This window comes from Williamsia limnetica (assembly GCF_003217475.1).
Lineage (GTDB): Bacteria > Actinomycetota > Actinomycetes > Mycobacteriales > Mycobacteriaceae > Williamsia > Williamsia limnetica.
In genome coordinates, this window is the sequence record NZ_QJSP01000007.1 from 1 (window position 1) to 17042 (window position 17042).

The 17042-nt window shown below is 66.9% G+C and carries 16 protein-coding genes; 8 read left to right on the top strand and 8 right to left on the bottom strand.

Annotated elements, in window-relative coordinates:
- Positions 1–227: 227 nt before the first annotated feature.
- From DFR67_RS12535 to DFR67_RS12560, 6 genes are all read right to left on the bottom strand, one after another.
- Positions 228–1037 carry an ABC transporter ATP-binding protein gene (locus DFR67_RS12535; RefSeq protein WP_110469895.1) on the bottom strand — a complete coding sequence of 270 codons (810 nt, stop codon included), beginning with the start codon at positions 1035–1037 and terminating at the stop codon, positions 228–230.
- On the bottom strand, positions 1034–2092 hold the full coding sequence (locus DFR67_RS12540; protein ID WP_110469896.1) for a FecCD family ABC transporter permease: 1059 nt from the start codon (positions 2090–2092) through the stop codon (positions 1034–1036). The genes DFR67_RS12535 and DFR67_RS12540 overlap by 4 nt, the downstream gene beginning before the upstream one ends.
- Positions 2089–3090 (bottom strand): FecCD family ABC transporter permease, encoded by a 1002-nt coding sequence (locus DFR67_RS12545; protein WP_110470095.1) that lies wholly within the window; start codon positions 3088–3090, stop codon positions 2089–2091. Before DFR67_RS12545 ends, DFR67_RS12540 begins: the two co-directional genes overlap by 4 nt.
- A gap of 56 nt (positions 3091–3146) precedes the next feature.
- The gene (locus DFR67_RS12550) at positions 3147–4160 is read right to left on the bottom strand and encodes an iron-siderophore ABC transporter substrate-binding protein (RefSeq protein ID WP_110469897.1); all 1014 of its coding nucleotides are present in this window, start codon (positions 4158–4160) and stop codon (positions 3147–3149) included.
- Positions 4161–4347: 187 nt separating this feature from the next.
- Positions 4348–5175, bottom strand: coding sequence for an AraC family transcriptional regulator (locus DFR67_RS12555; RefSeq protein WP_245937912.1), 828 nt, complete (start codon positions 5173–5175; stop codon positions 4348–4350).
- Between the two features lie 78 nt (positions 5176–5253).
- The gene (locus tag DFR67_RS12560) at positions 5254–5916 is read right to left on the bottom strand and encodes a TetR/AcrR family transcriptional regulator (protein ID WP_110469898.1); all 663 of its coding nucleotides are present in this window, start codon (positions 5914–5916) and stop codon (positions 5254–5256) included.
- Positions 5917–6049: 133 nt separating this feature from the next.
- Here DFR67_RS12560 and DFR67_RS12565 point away from each other — a divergent pair, with 133 nt between their 5' ends.
- From DFR67_RS12565 to DFR67_RS12575, 3 genes are read left to right on the top strand one after another with little or no spacing between them, the layout of a single operon-like run.
- A complete protein-coding gene (locus DFR67_RS12565; RefSeq protein WP_110469899.1) occupies positions 6050–7222 on the top strand; it encodes an acyl-CoA dehydrogenase family protein in 1173 nt (390 codons plus the stop codon).
- A gap of 30 nt (positions 7223–7252) precedes the next feature.
- The gene (locus DFR67_RS12570) at positions 7253–8377 is read left to right on the top strand and encodes an acyl-CoA dehydrogenase family protein (protein WP_110469900.1); all 1125 of its coding nucleotides are present in this window, start codon (positions 7253–7255) and stop codon (positions 8375–8377) included.
- A gap of 40 nt (positions 8378–8417) precedes the next feature.
- Positions 8418–8882, top strand: coding sequence for an SRPBCC family protein (locus DFR67_RS12575; RefSeq protein ID WP_110469901.1), 465 nt, complete (start codon positions 8418–8420; stop codon positions 8880–8882).
- 10 nt (positions 8883–8892) lie between these two features.
- Here DFR67_RS12575 and DFR67_RS12580 read toward each other — a convergent pair whose 3' ends face one another.
- On the bottom strand, positions 8893–9699 hold the full coding sequence (locus tag DFR67_RS12580; RefSeq protein WP_110469902.1) for an HAD-IIA family hydrolase: 807 nt from the start codon (positions 9697–9699) through the stop codon (positions 8893–8895).
- 137 nt (positions 9700–9836) lie between these two features.
- Between DFR67_RS12580 and DFR67_RS12585 the strand changes: the two genes are divergently transcribed.
- The 5 genes from DFR67_RS12585 (at position 9837) to DFR67_RS12605 (ending at position 16477) form a co-directional block, all read left to right on the top strand.
- Positions 9837–11186, top strand: a complete 1350-nt coding sequence (locus DFR67_RS12585) for a dipeptidase (protein ID WP_110470097.1) — start codon at positions 9837–9839, stop codon at positions 11184–11186.
- Complete coding sequence (gene moeA / locus DFR67_RS12590) at positions 11186–12412, top strand: molybdopterin molybdotransferase MoeA (RefSeq protein WP_110469903.1); 1227 nt, start codon at positions 11186–11188, stop codon at positions 12410–12412. The genes DFR67_RS12585 and moeA overlap by 1 nt, the downstream gene beginning before the upstream one ends.
- A 158-nt stretch (positions 12413–12570) precedes the next feature.
- Positions 12571–13284, top strand: coding sequence for a phosphatidylserine decarboxylase (locus DFR67_RS12595; protein WP_110470098.1), 714 nt, complete (start codon positions 12571–12573; stop codon positions 13282–13284).
- Positions 13281–14222, top strand: a complete 942-nt coding sequence (locus tag DFR67_RS12600) for a CDP-alcohol phosphatidyltransferase family protein (protein WP_110469904.1) — start codon at positions 13281–13283, stop codon at positions 14220–14222. Before DFR67_RS12595 ends, DFR67_RS12600 begins: the two co-directional genes overlap by 4 nt.
- 29 nt (positions 14223–14251) lie before the next feature.
- Positions 14252–16477 carry an AAA family ATPase gene (locus DFR67_RS12605; RefSeq protein ID WP_110469905.1) on the top strand — a complete coding sequence of 742 codons (2226 nt, stop codon included), beginning with the start codon at positions 14252–14254 and terminating at the stop codon, positions 16475–16477.
- A gap of 93 nt (positions 16478–16570) precedes the next feature.
- Here the strand turns inward: DFR67_RS12605 and DFR67_RS12610 are convergent, their stop codons facing one another.
- Positions 16571–16993 (bottom strand): hypothetical protein, encoded by a 423-nt coding sequence (locus tag DFR67_RS12610; RefSeq protein ID WP_110469906.1) that lies wholly within the window; start codon positions 16991–16993, stop codon positions 16571–16573.
- Between the last annotated feature and the right edge of the window lie 49 nt (positions 16994–17042).

The window sequence follows — 17042 nt, forward strand, 5'->3', positions numbered from 1 at the left end:
ACGCGGCCTCGCAGCCGCACAATCTGAACTCATCCTCTCCGCCGCAGCCACCAACTTCCTGCGCTACGTGAAAGTCAACAACCTCGCCACCATCTAACCCCGGGCCAAGGCCCCGGGCCAATCCCCGATCGGGCCACGCCCCCACGATCAAACACGCCCGCGGGGATTAGGCAACAGCCTCTTGAACGTGTGCAAATGACTCGAGAGTGTGCTTTTGTGGCGGTCGGCTAGCGCTCGGACAGCACGTGATGACGACCGAGCGGGAGCATCAAGGGTTTTCCGGACGTCGGGTCGATGATCACCTGGCTGTCGAGGCCGAAGACCGCACGCACGTTCACCTCGGTCAGCACCTCCGCGGGATCACCTGTGGCATGGATCTTTCCGCCTGCCAGCGCCACCAGATGGTCCGAGTACCGGGCGGCCATGTTCAGATCGTGGAGCACCATGACGATGGTGGTGCCACGTTCGCGGTTGAGATCGGTGAGCAGATCCAGGACCTCGATCTGATGACTGACATCGAGAAACGTGGTCGGTTCGTCCAGCAGCAGCAGATCCGTCTGCTGGGCCAGAGCCATTGCGATCCAGACACGTTGGCGCTGACCACCGGACAATTCGTCGACGGGACGATCAGCCAGAACAGCCGTCTCGGTGACCGTCAGCGCGTCGGCGACGGCCTCGTCGTCCTCCCGGCTCCAGCGGGCGAAGATCCCCTGATGGGGATGCCGCCCCCGACCCACCAGGTCGGCCACTGTGATGCCTTCGGGCGAGATCGGCGATTGCGGCAGCAGCCCCAGGGTGCGGGCCAGCTGTTTCGCCGGAGTGCGATGAACTTCCCTGCCGTCGAGCAACACCCGTCCGCCGCGCGGAGAGAGCAGTCGCGACATCGACCGCAGGAGAGTCGATTTACCGCAGGCGTTGGCCCCGACGATCGCCGTGACCTTCCCCGGCGGTACCAGGAGATCGAGTCCTTCGATGACGGTGTGGTCGCCGTAGCCGAGGGTGAGATTCTCGACGACGAGCTGATGGTCGGTGGTCACAGCGAGCCTCCGGCACGGTTGGTGCGAACGATCAGATAGATGAGGTAGGGGGCACCGAGGACACCGGTGACCACGCCGACGGGAAAGCGGGTGTCGAAGGCGTACTGGCCTGCGAAATCGGCGACCAAGACCAATAGGGCGCCGACCAGAGCCGACGGGATGACCAGCGACCCGTTGGGCCCGACCAGCCTCGCTGCGATGGGCCCGGCCAGGAACGCGACGAAGGCGATGGGCCCGGCGGCAGCGGTGGCGAAGGCCAGGACCCCCACTGCGGCGACGATGACGATGAGGCGCAGCCGGTTGACCCGGACACCGAGTGCCGAGGCGGTGTCGTCACCGAGCCTCGAGACGTCCAGATTGCGGGTCTGGCCGAGCAATACGGGCGTCAAGACCACCAGAGCGACCACGACGGGGATGACCTGGGTCCACGACGCCCCGTTGAGACTGCCGGTCAGCCAGCGCATGGCTGCCTGCTGGTCCCACTCGGAGGCCTGATCGAGGAGATAGTCGGTGACGCTGTGCAGCATCGCCGCGATACCGATACCGATCAGGATCAGGCGGGTGCCGCCGACACCGTTCTTGAACGAGAGCACATAGATGAGCAGCGCGATCGCCAGGCCGGAGGCGATCGCGAAGATCGAAACCTGCGTGGCACCGAGCGACAGCGTCACGATCGCGAATGTCGCTGCGGCACTGGCACCGGCACTGATACCGATGATGTCCGGGCTGGCCAGCGGGTTGCGGAGCATAGTCTGGAAGGTCACTCCCGCGAGACCGAAGCACACCCCCGTGGTCAACGCCAACACAGCGCGCGGAAGTCGCAGTCGGCCGACGGTGAAGGTCGCCCCCTGCACCTGCTCCCCGAAGATCACCCGCAGAACGTCGCCGGGCGGATAGAACGTCTGACCGAACATCAGTGAGATCGCGAAGGCTGCAACGACAAGCGTGGCGAGCACTGCGATGACAACGCGCCGCCGGACTCCCCGACCGCGGCGCCGCGATGCGATGTCGTCGGCAGTGAGGACGGTTACCGGTTTCAGCACTTCTGCCGTCACAGTGCACTCACCTTCTGCCGGCGGACGATGTAGATGAAGAACGGGGCGCCGATCAGGGCAGTCAGGATTCCGACGTCGATCTCTGCGGGGCGCGCGATGATGCGGCCGAGGACGTCGGCGGCAGTCAGCAAGGCGGCGCCGGTGATCGCCGAGAACGGCAGTAGCCAGCGGTGGTCGACACCGACGATCAGGCGACAGGCGTGCGGGACCACCAGTCCGACAAAGGCGATGGGTCCACAGACCGCGGTGGCGGCGCCGCACAGGATCACGGCGCCGAACGCGGATGCCCCGCGTACCAGTGCAACTCGCTCACCCAGTCCGGCCGCAAGATCGTCGCCGAGGGCCAGGGAGTTCAGTCCGCGCGCCGACAACAGCGAGACGGCGAATCCCACGATCAGAAAGGGCAGTACCTGCTCGATACTGGGATAGGTCGCACCACCGACCCCGCCGATGCGCCACGACTGCGCGGTGTCGGCGATATCGTTGCGTCCGAGCACTACAGCGGTGACAAACGACACCAGGGCGGCCGAGGTCGCGGCACCGGCAAGGGCCAGTTTGAGAGGGGTCGCGCCACCGCGGCCGAGGGATCCGACGCAGTACACGAAAACCGCCGCGACACCGGCCCCGATGATGGCGACCCAGATGAACCCCGACGGGGTGTCGAGGCCGAAATAGGCGATGCCGACGACCACGGCGAGAGACGCACCCATGTTGACTCCGAGAATTCCCGGATCTGCCAGTGGATTCCTGGTCACCCCCTGCATCACGGCGCCGGACACACCTAGTGCTGCGCCGGCGAGCATCGCCAGAAGCGTTCGCGGGATGCGCTTTTCGACGGCAGCCTGATCGAGTCCGGAACTGTCTCCGCCGAGCACGGTGAACACGTCGGACCAGTCGACGTCCCTGGATCCGATCTTTATCGAGATGATCCCGAGGACAAGCAGGCCCGCGGTGACGGCGAGCAGACCCACTGCCCGGACCCTCCGCGGGCGTCGCACGGCGGCGACACCCGGGAGGGCCGGGGACTTGGTGATCGAACCGGGATTACTACTCGTCACTTGGCGTTGTCGGCGGCCTGCGCGAGCATCGTCAAGTAGTCGTTGAGCACGAACGAGATCGACAGCGGAGTGGGATTCGCGGCGGTACCCAGCGGGGTGCTCGGAAGGCTCACGATCGCGTTGTTGGCCACCGCGGGGATCTGGGCCAGCAGCGGGTCAGCCTTGAGTGCGGCGATGATCTCGTCGGAGCCGTAGGTGACGATGATGTCGACGTCGCTGATGCCGTCGACCTGCTCGGCGCTGCGGGTCAGCGAGAACTTGTCGGTCTCTGCCGAAGCCGTTTCGATGCTGGCCGGGGTGGTCAGGGTCAGGTCTTCGAAGAACATCGGGCGCGTGTCGTGCGTGGTGTAGAAGCTGACCTCACTCAGGTCGGACGGGTCGACGTGGGTGAGGAACATGGCCGACTTGCCCTGCAACTGAGGGAACTTCGCGACTGCTGCGTCGATTTCGGTCTCGAGCGAGGCGATGAGTTCGTCACCCTCGGCCGCCATGCCCATGGCCTGGCTGTTCAACTGGATCATCTCGCGCCACGGGGTGCCCCACGCGGTCTCGGGGAATGCGACGACGGGTGCGATCTCGCTGAGGGTGTCGTAGTCCTCTTGCGTCAGCCCGGAGTACGCGGCCAGGATCACATCGGGATTGGTGTTGGCGACCGCTTCGAAGTCGACACCGTCCGTCTCGTCGAAGAGCACCGGCGGCTCTCCACCGAGCTCCTGCAGACGTTCGTCCACCCACGGCAGGAGGCCGTCGCCGTCGTCATCACCGAAGTTCGCGGCGGCCATACCCACCGGCACCACTCCGAGGGCCAGAGGCACCTCCTGGTTTGCCCAGTTCACAGTGGCGATCCGCTCGGGCTTCTCGTTGATCACCGTGGTGCCGAGCGCGTGCTCGATGGTGATCGTTTCGAAGCCGCCGCCACCGCCGTTGTCGTCGTTCGACGAGCATGCCGATATTCCGACGGTGAGTAGTGCGGCTGCTGCCAGTGCCACCAACTTCGGTGCGCGAGACATGGTTGCCTTTCGATCAAAGAACTCAGGGTGTTGACGTGCCGGGCGCGGACGCTGATCCGGGCCTGCGGCAAGGTCGGTAAGGATTACCTAACAGAAGGCTAGGCACTCCTTAAAGAGTTTGCAATCAAGCATTTGGGACACACTTCTTAGCGAAACGGACAAGGTGCAGCGTGTGGGACGTTGCCCCTCACTGCTCCCGGAAGCGGCCCGGGCTCATTCCGGTGACCCGGCGAAAAGCCGTTCCGAACGCGCTGGCCGAGCGGAACCCGACGGTGAAGGCGATGTCGTCGATGCCCTGCCCCTCGGCGAGCAGTGTGATCGCGTGCTGCACGCGGGCAGTGGCGATCCAGCGCGCGAAACCGACCCCGGTCTCGGCGAGAAAGGCACGCGTGATCGTGCGGGCGCTCACCCCGAGCCGCCTGGACCACTCGGCCAACGGCGTTGCGTCCGCCGGGTCGGCACCGACCGCGGCCACGATGGGCGCCAGCAGCGGCGATTCGGGGACTCGTAGCAGGAGCTCGTTCGGGGCCGGGGCCAGGATGTCGAGCACCATCGTCTCGGTCATCGCCCGCGAAGCGTCGTCGATGTCCGCGACCGTCAGTCGGTCGAGGAGCAACCGCAGCAAGGGAGAAGCCTCCACCGCGACGGGCCCCGAGGAGATCGATGGCACGTGCCGGATACTGAATTGTGCAGCGCGCAAGAGTGTTCCAGCCGGCGTCCAGCCCGAATGCCGCACCCCCGCGGGTATCCACAGAGCGATCGCAGGGGTGATCGTCCAGATCCGCGGTCCGATGTTCGCCGACGACGCGCCACGCTCACTCCACAACAGTTCGTGGGTCGGGTGCGAGTGCTCTTCCCACAGGGTGTCGCGCGAGACGTTCTCGTACATTCCCGCGATGACGAAGGGCACGTCGATCGCGCCGGCCTCGTAGATCGGCAGGCTCCGGGTGTCGACGTCGCCGCCCGGCTCGGCGCGACGAGACGCCGTTTGCGGACGATGATTGTCGATACTCACGGTGCACACGCTAGTGGTCGCGCGGAAGAGCCCGTCGAACGCCTACACACGACGGAATCGCCGGTCGGAAGAAGCCGGTCAACCGAGGTCGTCGATGGCCTCCATGTGGGCCGGGGCAAGATGCTGCAACCCGGCGTGAGCGAGCGCTGTCGCGAACACCCCTACATCGGCGGGCGGCAACGAGAGCAGCAACGCCTGCCTTCCACCGTGTATGGCAATGCCGACCAGCATCGACGCGAGCAGTTCGGCGCTCTGCGCGGGCGGCGGCAGTGAGCGCTGGATGTAGTACGCCCGGATCCGCACCGCGATCTGGTCGGTGATGGCATGGACCAGGTTGTCGCGCACCTCGGCGGCCGGGCCCGATCCGGTGTCACCGAACAGCAGCCCGAAGCCGGAAGGGTGCGTGGTCGCGTAGCGGAAGAACGCCAGCATGTCGGCCCGCACCTGCTCTTCCATGGTCAGCCCGGCCACCGACTCGTACGCCTCGAAAAGCCAACCGCGTAGTTGCGAGGCCTCCCGTTCCAGGGCTGCGCGATAGAGCTGTTCCTTGCTACCGAAATGTGCGTAGAGCGTTGGTTTCGTCGAGTTCGCCTGGTGGGCGATCGCCTCCATCGACGTCGCGTGATAGCCGGCCCCGTCGAACACATCCCGCGCGGCGTCGAGCAACGTCTCGTCACTCGGACGATTGCCGTTGCTGCGACGCGCAGACTTTCCCACCGAAGCGTGCCGGACTCCTGCCATCCGCGCAGTTTATGACATCGGACCGGCGGGTAGACCAAAGTTTGACCGAAGAGTAAAACTCTGTTTCGATGAGCAGACGGCTCTATGTGATCAGTGTCATACGCGGGTAGACGAACGGGAGTATCAAGGAACCATGCATCTCAAACTCAGCGACTCCGACGTCGCCTTCCGCGAGGAAATGCGCACGTTCTTCACCACAGAAATCCCCAAGGAAATCCGTGAGCGCGCCGCCGCCGGCACGTCGATCTGGCCGGACGACATGGTGGCCGTGCAACGCAAGCTCAACGAGCACGGCCTCGCCGTACCCAAGTGGCCCGCCGAGTTCGGGGGGCGTGACTGGACTCCGGTGCAGAAGCACATCTGGCAGAACGAGATGAACCTCGCCTCGGTCCTGGAGCCGCTGGCCTTCAACGTCGACATGGTCGGCCCGGTCATCGCCAACTTCGGTTCGCAGGAGCTCAAGGAGCGTTTTCTGCCCCCGACCGCCAACCTCGACATCTGGTGGTGCCAGGGGTTCTCCGAGCCCGAAGCAGGCTCGGACCTCGCGTCGCTCAAGACCAAAGCAGTACGCGACGGCGACCACTACGTCGTGAACGGTCAGAAGACCTGGACCACGATGGCGCAGTACGCCGACTGGATCTTCGCTCTCGTCCGAACCAACCCCGACGCGCCGAAGCGGCAGGCGGGCATCAGCTTCCTGCTCATCGACATGAAATCTGAGGGTGTCACGGTCCGGCCGATCAAACTGATCGACGGCGGCTTCGAGGTCAACGAGGTCTTCTTCGAAAACGTCCGGGTCCCGGTCGAAAATCTCGTCGGCGAGGAGAACGCCGGCTGGGGCTACGCGAAGTTCCTCCTCGGCAACGAGCGCGCAGGTGTCACGCGTGCGGGCATCACCAAGAACCGCCTCACCGCCGCCAAGGAACTCGCAGCCAAGACACCAGTGGGCGACGGCACACTCCTGCAGGATCCACTGTTCGCCGCGCGCCTGGCCGAACTCGAAAACGAGCTTCTCGCACTGGAATTGACCCAGCTGCGCGTCGTCGCGTCGTCAGCCGACGGCAAACCGGATCCGGTCTCGTCAGTCCTCAAATTACGTGGCAGTGAACTGCAGCAGGCCGCGACCGAGATCCTGGCAGACCTGGCGGGTGTGGACTCCCTCGCGGTGAACGCTGCGGACATCGCGTCACCCGGGTGGGCGCAGGAGTCGGTGCCGACCTACCTCAACTTCCGCAAGGTGTCGATCTACAGCGGATCCTCCGAGGTCCAGCGCACCATCATCGCCTCCTCCATCCTCGGGCTGTAGAACCGCCTCTCACTCCACGAAGGAATCACCATGGATTTCGAATACAACGAAGAGCAGACGATGCTGCGCGACACCACGCGCGATGTCCTGTCGAAGTCGTACGACCTCGAGAAACTGCGCGACGTCACCGACACCGATCTCGGCTGGAGCCGTGATGTGTGGAAGTCACTGGGAGAGATCGGGATACTCGGTCTCTCGTTCAGCGAGGACGACGGCGGGATGGGTGCGGGACCCGAAGAGATCTCGGCCGTGCTCGGCGAGTTCGGGCGAGCCCTGGCTCCTGAACCGCTGCTCGATTCGGTCCTGATCCCCGGCGGCCTCATCGCCGACACCGGCAGCGCGGAACAGAAGGCCAAGTATCTGCCTGCCCTGGCCTCGGGAGAGCTGCTGGCCGCGTACGCCCACAATGAGCCCGGTGACCGGTGGCCGAATGCTGCCGTCGCCACCACCGCCACGGAGTCCGGCGAAGGCTACACGCTGACGGGTCGTAAAAACCCTGTCCTGCATGGTGATTGCGCGGATGTCCTGGTCGTCACCGCCCGCCTGGACGGCGACATCCGACTGTTCCTGGTGGAGACGGACGCCACCGGCGTGCAGCGCACCAACTTTCGGACTCACGACTCGCGTCGGGGCGCCCAGCTCGATCTCCAGAACGCTCCTGCGACGCTTCTCGATGCAGGTGATGCGGCCGCCTCGATCGTCAAGGCCGAGGTTGTGGCGCAGGTCGCCCTCTGCGCCGAGGCCGTCGGCGCCATGGAGGAAGCGCTGCGCCTGACCACCGAATACCTCAAGCAGCGCAAGCAGTTCGGGGTACCGCTGGCCACGTTCCAGACGCTGACCCACCGCGCCGCGGACATGTACGTGTTGGTCGAATTGGCCCGCAGCATGAGCCTGTACGCCACGGTCAGCCTCGCCGAGGGCGACGTCGACCCCATCGTCGCCTCTCGGGCGAAGCTCCAGATCTGCCGGTCGGCCCGCAAGGTCGGTCAGGAGGCGATCCAGATGCACGGCGGCATCGGGATCACCGCCGAGTACCCGGTCGGGCACTACGTCAGCCGCCTGCTCGCCATCGAGCACACGCTCGGTGGTTCTGCAGATCATCTGCGAACCCTGTCCGAGCAGATCGGCGACTATGACAAGATCCTGATCGGATAATGACAACACTCATTGACGAATAGAACCCGACAGGAGATTCATGGCTGCCCCACTGCTCGAAGCATCCACCGAGATCAAGGCCACCCCCGAGAAGGTCTGGGCAGTGGTCTCCGACCTCCAGCGGATGGGTGAGTGGAGCCCGCAATGCCGCAAGGTCATCGTCCGCGGCGGCGGACCGGTCACCCTCGGAACCAAGACCATCAACGTGAACAAGCGTGGCCTCCTGGTGTGGCCGACCACGGCCAAGGTGATTCGCTTCGAGGAAAACAAAGAGATCGCGTACCGGATCACGGAGAACGGCAGCATCTGGAGCTTCACCATCACCCCGAGCGAAAACGGTGTGAAGCTGACCGAACGGCGTGAGGCACCCAACAACACGAAGAAGGTCTCACAGGTGCTGATCAACGTGGCGATGGGTGGCGAAAAGCCATTCGACGCCGAACTCGTGGACGGGATGAATCAGACGCTGGGCAAGATCAAGGCCGAGCTGGCCCAGACGCAGTGACCAGGCCCGACTAGGCAGGTCTGCGCGTGGAGAGTTTCTCCAGCAGTTCGGGCAGGTCCGCGACCGAGTCGATGACATGGTCGGGTACCTGCCCGAACTCGTCTCTGTGCAGCGCGTCGAGCTGTTCCGGCACGAACTTGCCCGTCCTCACCAGGACGCCGGTCATCGCGGTCTTCTGAGCCCCGAGCACGTCGCTGTACATGTCGTCGCCGACCATGACCACGCCGGACGGATCCCCCACATCGAGCATCTCGACCGCCGACCGGAAACCCAGCGGCGAGGGCTTCCCGATCGCCGGGATCTTGATGCCCGTCGCCTTCTGCAGACCCTCCAGGTAGACGCCGGTATCGATCTTCGGGCCGCCCGTTGTCGCCCAGGTCAGCGAACGGTGCATCGAGATGGCCGGGACCCCCTCCAGCATCCACGCGAGGGCGCGCGAGAGGACCTCGTGTGTGAACGACGGCCCCGCGCCACCGAAGACGACGACCTCGGGGTCGTCGTCGACCAGGTCCACGCCGTCCATGTCCTCGGTCACCGGCCCCTCGTTGAGGACCACGACCCGTTTGCCCGCATGGCGCGACCGAAGATATTCGGCGGTCAGGACCGCTGCGGTGAGGATTTCGTCTGCTCGCACCGTGAACCCGACATCGGTGAGGGTGTCTGCTATCTGACCCCGAGAACGCGACGTCGTGTTGGTGAGGAACATCCGCGGCAGACCGGAGTCGGCGATGGCTTCGAGGGCCTCGACGGCACCGGGCAGCGGCTTCCACGAGGTGACGATCACCCCGTCGATGTCGAGTAGCAACCCTTCAGCCATACCTGAGAAACCTAGTCCTGCCGCGGCGTCGTTGCACGATGGGCCGCCGGGCTCAAAGCGCCGGGCGCCCGGCGCGGGGCCCGAAACACCTCACGCGAAGCTGGTCGTCGCAGAGTCACTGCGGCATGCTGGGGACCATGGCCGACCAGCTCTCGACCCTGTCCAAGCGCGTCAACGGTTTGATGTCCCGCGCGCACTCAGATCTCGCGGATCTGGTTGCCCTGCCATCGGTGCACGACGACCCGGACAAACGCGATGACTGCCGGGCCAGCGCGGCGTGGGTCCGCGGCGCCTTCTCCGACGCCGGCATCGACTCCCTGGTGATGGACACCTCCGACGGCAGCCAGACCATTCTCGGCTACCAGCCCGGCCCGCCCGGCTCGCCCACCGTGTTGTTGTACTCGCACCACGACGTCCAGCCGGCCGGTCCGGATGAACTATGGGAGACCACGCCCTTCGCCCTCACCGAACGCGACGGACGGTGGTACGGCCGCGGCGCCGCGGACTGCAAGGGCAACGTGGTGGCCCTGCTGACCGCGCTCCGAGCACTGTCCACGTTGCCACCCATCGGGATCCGGGTGGTGATCGAAGGGTCGGAAGAGGCAGGCGGCGAAGGCCTCGACCGGCTGGCCCGCTCGCGTCCGGAACTCTTCGACGCGGACATGATCCTCATCTGCGACACCGGCAACGTCGCCCCCGGTGTACCCACCCTCACCACCAGCCTGCGCGGGATGGCCGCGGTACGGGTGTCGGTGCAGACCCTTGGCTCCGAGGTGCATTCGGGTCAGTTCGGCGGTGCCGCGCCGGACGCCCTCGCCGCGCTCATCGCCGGGTTGGCGACCTTGCGCGACGCCGACGGCAACACCACCGTCGACGGTCTGCGGAGTGATCAGGCCTGGCCGGGAGCGCCGTACGAATCGCGCGAGTTCCGCGCGGACTCGACCACGCTGGACGGCGTCGATCTGCTGGGCTCGGGCACACCCGCCGAGATGGTGTGGGCCCGCCCTGCGGTGACGGTGATCGGTCTCGACGCTCCACCTACCTCCGACGCCCCTGCCGCCATCAACCCTCGCGCAGCGGCTCTGCTGAACCTGCGGGTGCCGCCCGGGACAGACCCGAAGGCCGGCGCCGCTGCCCTCGAAGCCCACCTGCACCGGCACATCCCGTGGCACGCGCGGGTGGACGTCGAGGTGCTGGCCACCGGCGCACCGTTCTCGGCCACCACCGACGGCCCCGGTTACACCGCCCTGACCACCGCCATGGGCAAGGCATACGGTTCGCAGGTGGTGTTCTCGGGACAGGGCGGCTCCATCCCCCTGTGCACCGTCCTGTCCGAGATCTCCCCACGCGCCGAGATCGCGTTGCTCGGCGTCGAAGAACCGAACTGCCGGATCCACGCGCCCAACGAGAGTGTCGATCCCGGCGAGATCTCCAAGACCGCGCTGTCCCTGGCGCTGTTCCTGTCGACCTACCAAGTGAAGGCCTGATGCGCAGCGTTCCCGAACACCAGGAGCACGTGAACGCACTGTTCGCGTCGCCCCGAACCGTCACCCTGCCCGCGAACGAGGCCTTGGGGCGGGTGCTCGCCGAGGACATCACCGCGACCGTGGCCCTGCCCGGCTTCGACAACTCCGCGATGGACGGTTACGCCGTGCAGGCCGCAGACATCGCCGCCGCGACCGACGACGAGCCGGTGATCCTGCCGGTGGTCGAAGACATCCCGGCCGGTCGCACCGATCACCTCACCCTGTCGGCGGGTACCGCGCACCGGATCATGACCGGCGCTCCCCTGCCTGCCGGGGCCGACGCGGTGATCCAGGTGGAAAAGACCGACGGCGGGGTCGACGAGGTGCGCATCTACTCCGCAGTGAGCAAGGGTGCCGCGATCCGATCTGCAGGCTCCGACATCGCCCCGGGCCGGATCGCCCTGACCGCCGGCCGGGTGCTGCACGCTCCGCAGTTGGGACTGCTGGCAGCGCTGGGTCTGGCGCACGTCCAGGTTTTCGCACCGCTACGGGTTCTGGTGCTCTCGACCGGTAGCGAGCTCGTCCCCGCCGGCACCCCGCTCGACCACGGTCAGATCTATGAATCCAACGGCGCGATGCTGACCGCCGCAGCCGCCGAGGCGGGAGCAGTCGCAGAGCAGGTGCACTTCGTTCCCGACAGCGTCGACGAGTTCCGGGCCAGGCTCGACGACTACGTCGATCGCGAGCAGGGCGCAGACCTCATCATCACCTCCGGCGGGGTCAGTGCCGGCGCCTACGAGGTCGTCAAAGACGCACTCACCGGCCACGGTGTCGAGTTCACGAAAGTCGCGATGCAACCGGGTATGCCGCAAGGGTGCGGGCACTACACGAGCGCGGCGGGTACCGCGGTTCCCATCATCACGTTGCCCGGCAATCCGGTCAGCGCCCAGGTGTCGTTCGAGGTCTTCGTCCGGCCTCCACTGCGCGCCGCGATGGGCTTGCCCCGCAGGCGCCGGACGGCGCACGCCCGGGTCACCGAATCCTTCACCTCGCCTCCGGGTAAACGGCAGTTCCGGCGCGGAGAGCTCGAGATCGTCGGCGGTGAGCCGACCGTCGCACCGATCGGCCCGCCAGGTTCTCACCACCTGGCGTTCATGGCGTCGGCCAATGCGCTGCTCGACATCGCCGCCGACGTCGAGCGTGTCGAGGCCGGGAGCATCATCGAGGCCCTGCTGCTCGAGGACTGAACCGGCACCCACCACATTCGTCCCCACACGCGTCCGGCGAGGGAAATATGCCCTCCGTTGCAGCTCACGGTGCCGAATTAGGACAAGACGCGGCCGAATTCGGACAAGACGTGATCGCAACGGTCGAATCGAACGCACCGCCTGCGACAATGGGAACCATGGCCAGACGCCCCAAGCCGACCGAATCAGAGCCGACGACCCGCCTGGCACACTTTGCCGACCTGGTCCGAGAGACCGTACCGCCGCTGCACCGCGGCGGGATCCCCTTTGTCGCCGTACCGGCGGCCGTGGCCGTCATCGGCCGCAGGCACGGGTGGATCCGTACCCCCGCGACCGTCGCGACACTTGCGACAGCGGCGTTCTTCCGGCATCCCCACCGGGTGCCGCCGAACGCCCCAGGGGTGGTGGTGGCCCCTGCCGACGGACAGGTCGCCCTGGTCGATCACGCCGCGCCACCGGCCGAACTCGGTCTACCCGCCACGCCCCGACCACGGGTGTCGATCTTCTTGTCGATCTTCGACGTCCACGTCCAGCGCGTTCCCGCAGCGGGGAAGGTCGAGGCCGTCGAGTACCGGCCCGGCACCTTCGTGAGCGCCGACCTGCCCGAGGCCAGCGAAGCCAACGAACGCAACGCGATGCTGATCCGCACCGACGACGGCGCCGAGATCGCCGTCGTCCAGATCGCCGGTCTCATCGCTCGCCGGATCGTCTGCGACGCCCGCCCGGGTGACGCGGTCACCCTCGGCGACACCTACGGACTGATCCGCTTCGGCTCCCGCGTCGACGTCTACTTCCCCGAGGGCACCACACCCCTCGTCGCCGTCGGGCAGCGGGCCGTCGGCGCCGAAACCGTGCTGGCTCGCCTGGCATGAAAGAGCCCGTCCGCAAAGAACCGGTCCGCCGCACCACCTACCGGGTACCGCAGGCGCCGAGGCGCCGCTCCAGACCCAGTCGCTCCGGCACGCTGAACACCGGCAAGCTGCTCGTCCCGTCCGCGCTGACCGTGCTCGCCATCTGTGCCGGACTGTCGGCAGCGAAGTTCGCGCTCGACGGCCGGGTGCATCTGTGCGTCGCCATGATCGCGGCCGCAGCCCTGCTCGACGGTCTCGATGGCCGGGTGGCCCGTCTGCTCGGCGCCACCACCAAAATCGGTGCCGAACTCGACTCACTCGCCGATGCGATCAACTTCGGCGTCGCACCGGCCCTGACGCTGTACGTCCTGCTGCTCCAAGGCAACGACGTCGGCTGGTTGCTGTCGCTGATCTACTGCTGTGCAATCGTTTTGCGACTGGCGCGGTTCAACACACTGATCGACGACGACGATTCACCCCAGTACACCAAGGACTTCTTCGTCGGCGTGCCCGCGCCTGCGGCGGCCCTCATCGCCATACTGCCAATCGGCCTCGAGCAGCAGTTCGGAGAAGGCTGGTGGACCTCCGACGCATTCGTCGGCGGCTGGATGACGTTCACGGCGCTACTCGCGGTCAGCCGCCTGCCGACCGCGTCCCTGAAGTCCTACGCGGTGCCACCCAATGCCCTGGTGCTGGTGCTGATCGGGGTCGCACTCTTCGCCGCAGCCCTGTTGACCTACCCATACGCGCTGATGTGCGTGGCCATCGGTGCCTACCTGATCCACATACCGTTCGCCTGGCGCACCAAACGCTGGGTGGCGAGCAGGCCGGAGACCTGGGACTTCCATCCCCGGGAGCGGCGCGCCGAGCGCCGGGCGATCCGTCAGGTCCGTCGCGGTCGTCCGACCAAGTCGTCGGCACGTCTGGGCCTACGTCGCCCTGGTGGGCCACACCGGTAGTTCGCCGGTGTGCAGGTAGTTTTGCTGAGGTGACCGCCGCATCGCCGCAACTGACGCTGACCGCACGACTCAACCTCTCCGCGGCCGAGGCCCGTCGCGGAATCGTCCGGGTGCATCCGGAGGTCTTGGCGGCACTGGCCCTGCGCGAGTGGGACGGTGTCGCCGTCATCGGATCCCGCACCACAGCGGCGGTGATCGCCGCCACCAGCGACTCGGCGCCCACCGGGATCGCTCTGCTCGACGAGCTGACCCTGTCGAACGCGGGGCTCAAAGCCGATGCTCCCGTGGTTCTTTCGCCCGCGGTCGTGCACGGGGCCACCCGCGTGGTGGTCCGGGGGTCAGCACTGACCTCCGAGTCCGTCGACGAACCGACCCTGCGCCGCGCACTGCTCGGCAAGGTCGTCTCCGTCGCCGACGTGGTCTCCCTGCTCCCCCGCGACCTCGGACCCGACTTCGCGACGTCCGGCGCCACACGCACCCTGGCTCGCTCGGTCGGCATCACCTGGACGAACGAACTGCTGACCGTGGTCGGCGCGGAACCCGCGGGTCCGGTGAGCGTGCAGCCGAACACCGCAGTGCTCTGGGCCGACAAGAACGGCGCGCTGCCCGCGCCCTCCACCGCCGACCAACCCGCCTCTGCGCCCGCCGCCACTGCCACCACGGTGGCGCCCCCGCCACCTCCACCAGCACGGACGGTCGATGAACTCGTGGGCGTCGACACCCAGGTCGACAAACTCACCGAATGGCTCGGACTCGCCCTCGACAACCCCGAACTGCTCACCACCCTCGGCGCGCAGGCCCGCCTCGGAGTCGTGCTCACAGGTCCGCCGGGCGTCGGCAAGGCCACTGTGGCCAGGGCGGTGTGCGCGGGTCGCGAACTCATCTACCTCGACGGTCCGGTCACCGGCGCCGTCGAGTCGTCGGCCCGGCTCGCTGCCGTGAAAGCCGCGGCAGCGCAATTGGTCTCGCGCCCGACAGAAAACGGCGCAGTACTGCTCATCAGCGACGTCGAGGCCTTGCTACCCGCTGAGGCCGATCCCGTCTCGGCGCTCATCCTCGATGCCCTGCGGGTGGCGATCACCGCGCCCCGGGTGGCGTTGATCTGCACCAGCTCCGCCCCGGAGAATCTCGACCCGCGACTACGCGATCCGGACCTCTGCGATCGCGAGCTGTCGATCGGGCTGCCCGACAACAAGATCCGCCGTGGACTACTGTCCGCACTGCTCGACAAGGTCCCGACCGAGACCCTCGACCTGGCCGAGATAGCCTCGAGGACGCCGGGCTTCGTCGCCGCCGACCTCGCCGCCCTGACCCGCGAAGCCGCGTTGAGAGCGGCCGCCCGCAGCGCCAGAGACGGCGAACCGCCCAAGCTCATCGGATCCGATCTGACCGGGGCACTGGAGGTGATCCGGCCGGTCTCCCGTTCGGCGTCGCCGGAGGTGGCCGTCGGCAGCCTGACCCTCGAAGACGTCGGCGACATGGTGGAGACGAAGCAGGCACTCACCGAGGCCGTCCTCTGGCCGCTGCGGCATCCCGACACCTTCACCCGCCTCGGCGTCGACCCGCCGCGTGGGGTGCTGCTCTACGGACCCCCGGGCTGCGGCAAGACGTTCGTGGTCCGTGCCCTCGCGGCGTCCGGACAGCTCAGTGTGCACAGCGTCAAGGGTGCCGAGCTGATGGACAAATGGGTCGGGTCGTCGGAGAAAGCGGTACGCGACCTGTTCGACCGTGCGCGCGAATCGGCCCCGTCCCTGATCTTCCTCGACGAGATCGACGCCCTGGCGCCGCGCCGCGGCCAGTCGTCGGACTCCGGCGTCGGTGACCGCGTGGTGGCCGCCCTGCTCACCGAACTCGACGGGGTCGAACCGCTGCGCGATGTGGTGGTGTTGGGAGCGACCAACCGGCCAGACCTCATCGATCCGGCGTTGCTGCGGCCGGGCAGGCTGGAACGTCTCGTGTTCGTCCCGCCGCCCGACGCCGCGGCCAGAGGAGACATCTTGCGCACGTCGAGCAAGTCGGTCCCCCTGGCCGAGGGCATCAGTCTCGACGAGCTCGCCCTCACCCTCGACGGCTATTCCGCCGCCGATTGCGCGGCGCTACTGCGTGAGGCCGCGCTCGCGGCCATGCGCCGCAACATCGACGCCGCCACCGTCACGGCCGACGACGTCGCCGCGGCGCGTGACAAGGTCCGTCCGTCGCTGGATCCGGAGCAGGTGGAGAACCTCCGCCAGTACGCGGACAAGCGCGGCAGCTGACCCTCGCGGCACAGACCCAGCCGTTGCAGGCACACCCAGGTGCTGCAGCAACTGGGTCTGCCTGAACGACCTGGGTCTGCTGTCGGGGACAGGTCAGCGGACAGACACCAGGTACGTGATGGAGTTCGGTCCGACCGCCGATCCGGCAGTGGTGCCGATCACGACGGTGTAGATCTTCCCGTCCTTGTCGGCGGAGTAGCCCTTCACCGTCTGCCCACCCTCTTCGCGCGCGAACTCCTCGGTGAAGCCACCGTCGGTGAGCCGGGTGGAGGCGTTGTCGAACGGGTTGCCCGCATCGGCGGCACCCGCCACCGTGAGGTTCCAGCCCTCCTGGGCGGTTCCCCCGGCCGCGAGCACCGAGCCCTCGATCAGCGGGACCTGCTCGGGGAAATCACCGGGCAGCGCCACCGACCCGGAATCGTTCGACGCCGGCTTCTCATCGTCGCTGCCACACGCACCCACGAACAACATCGCACCCGCGAACAAGAGGATCGCGAAGACCTGCAGCCGATTCATGAGGACAGCCTAAGTGGTGGCCTCGACGTCCGCGCGGAACACCTGCCGG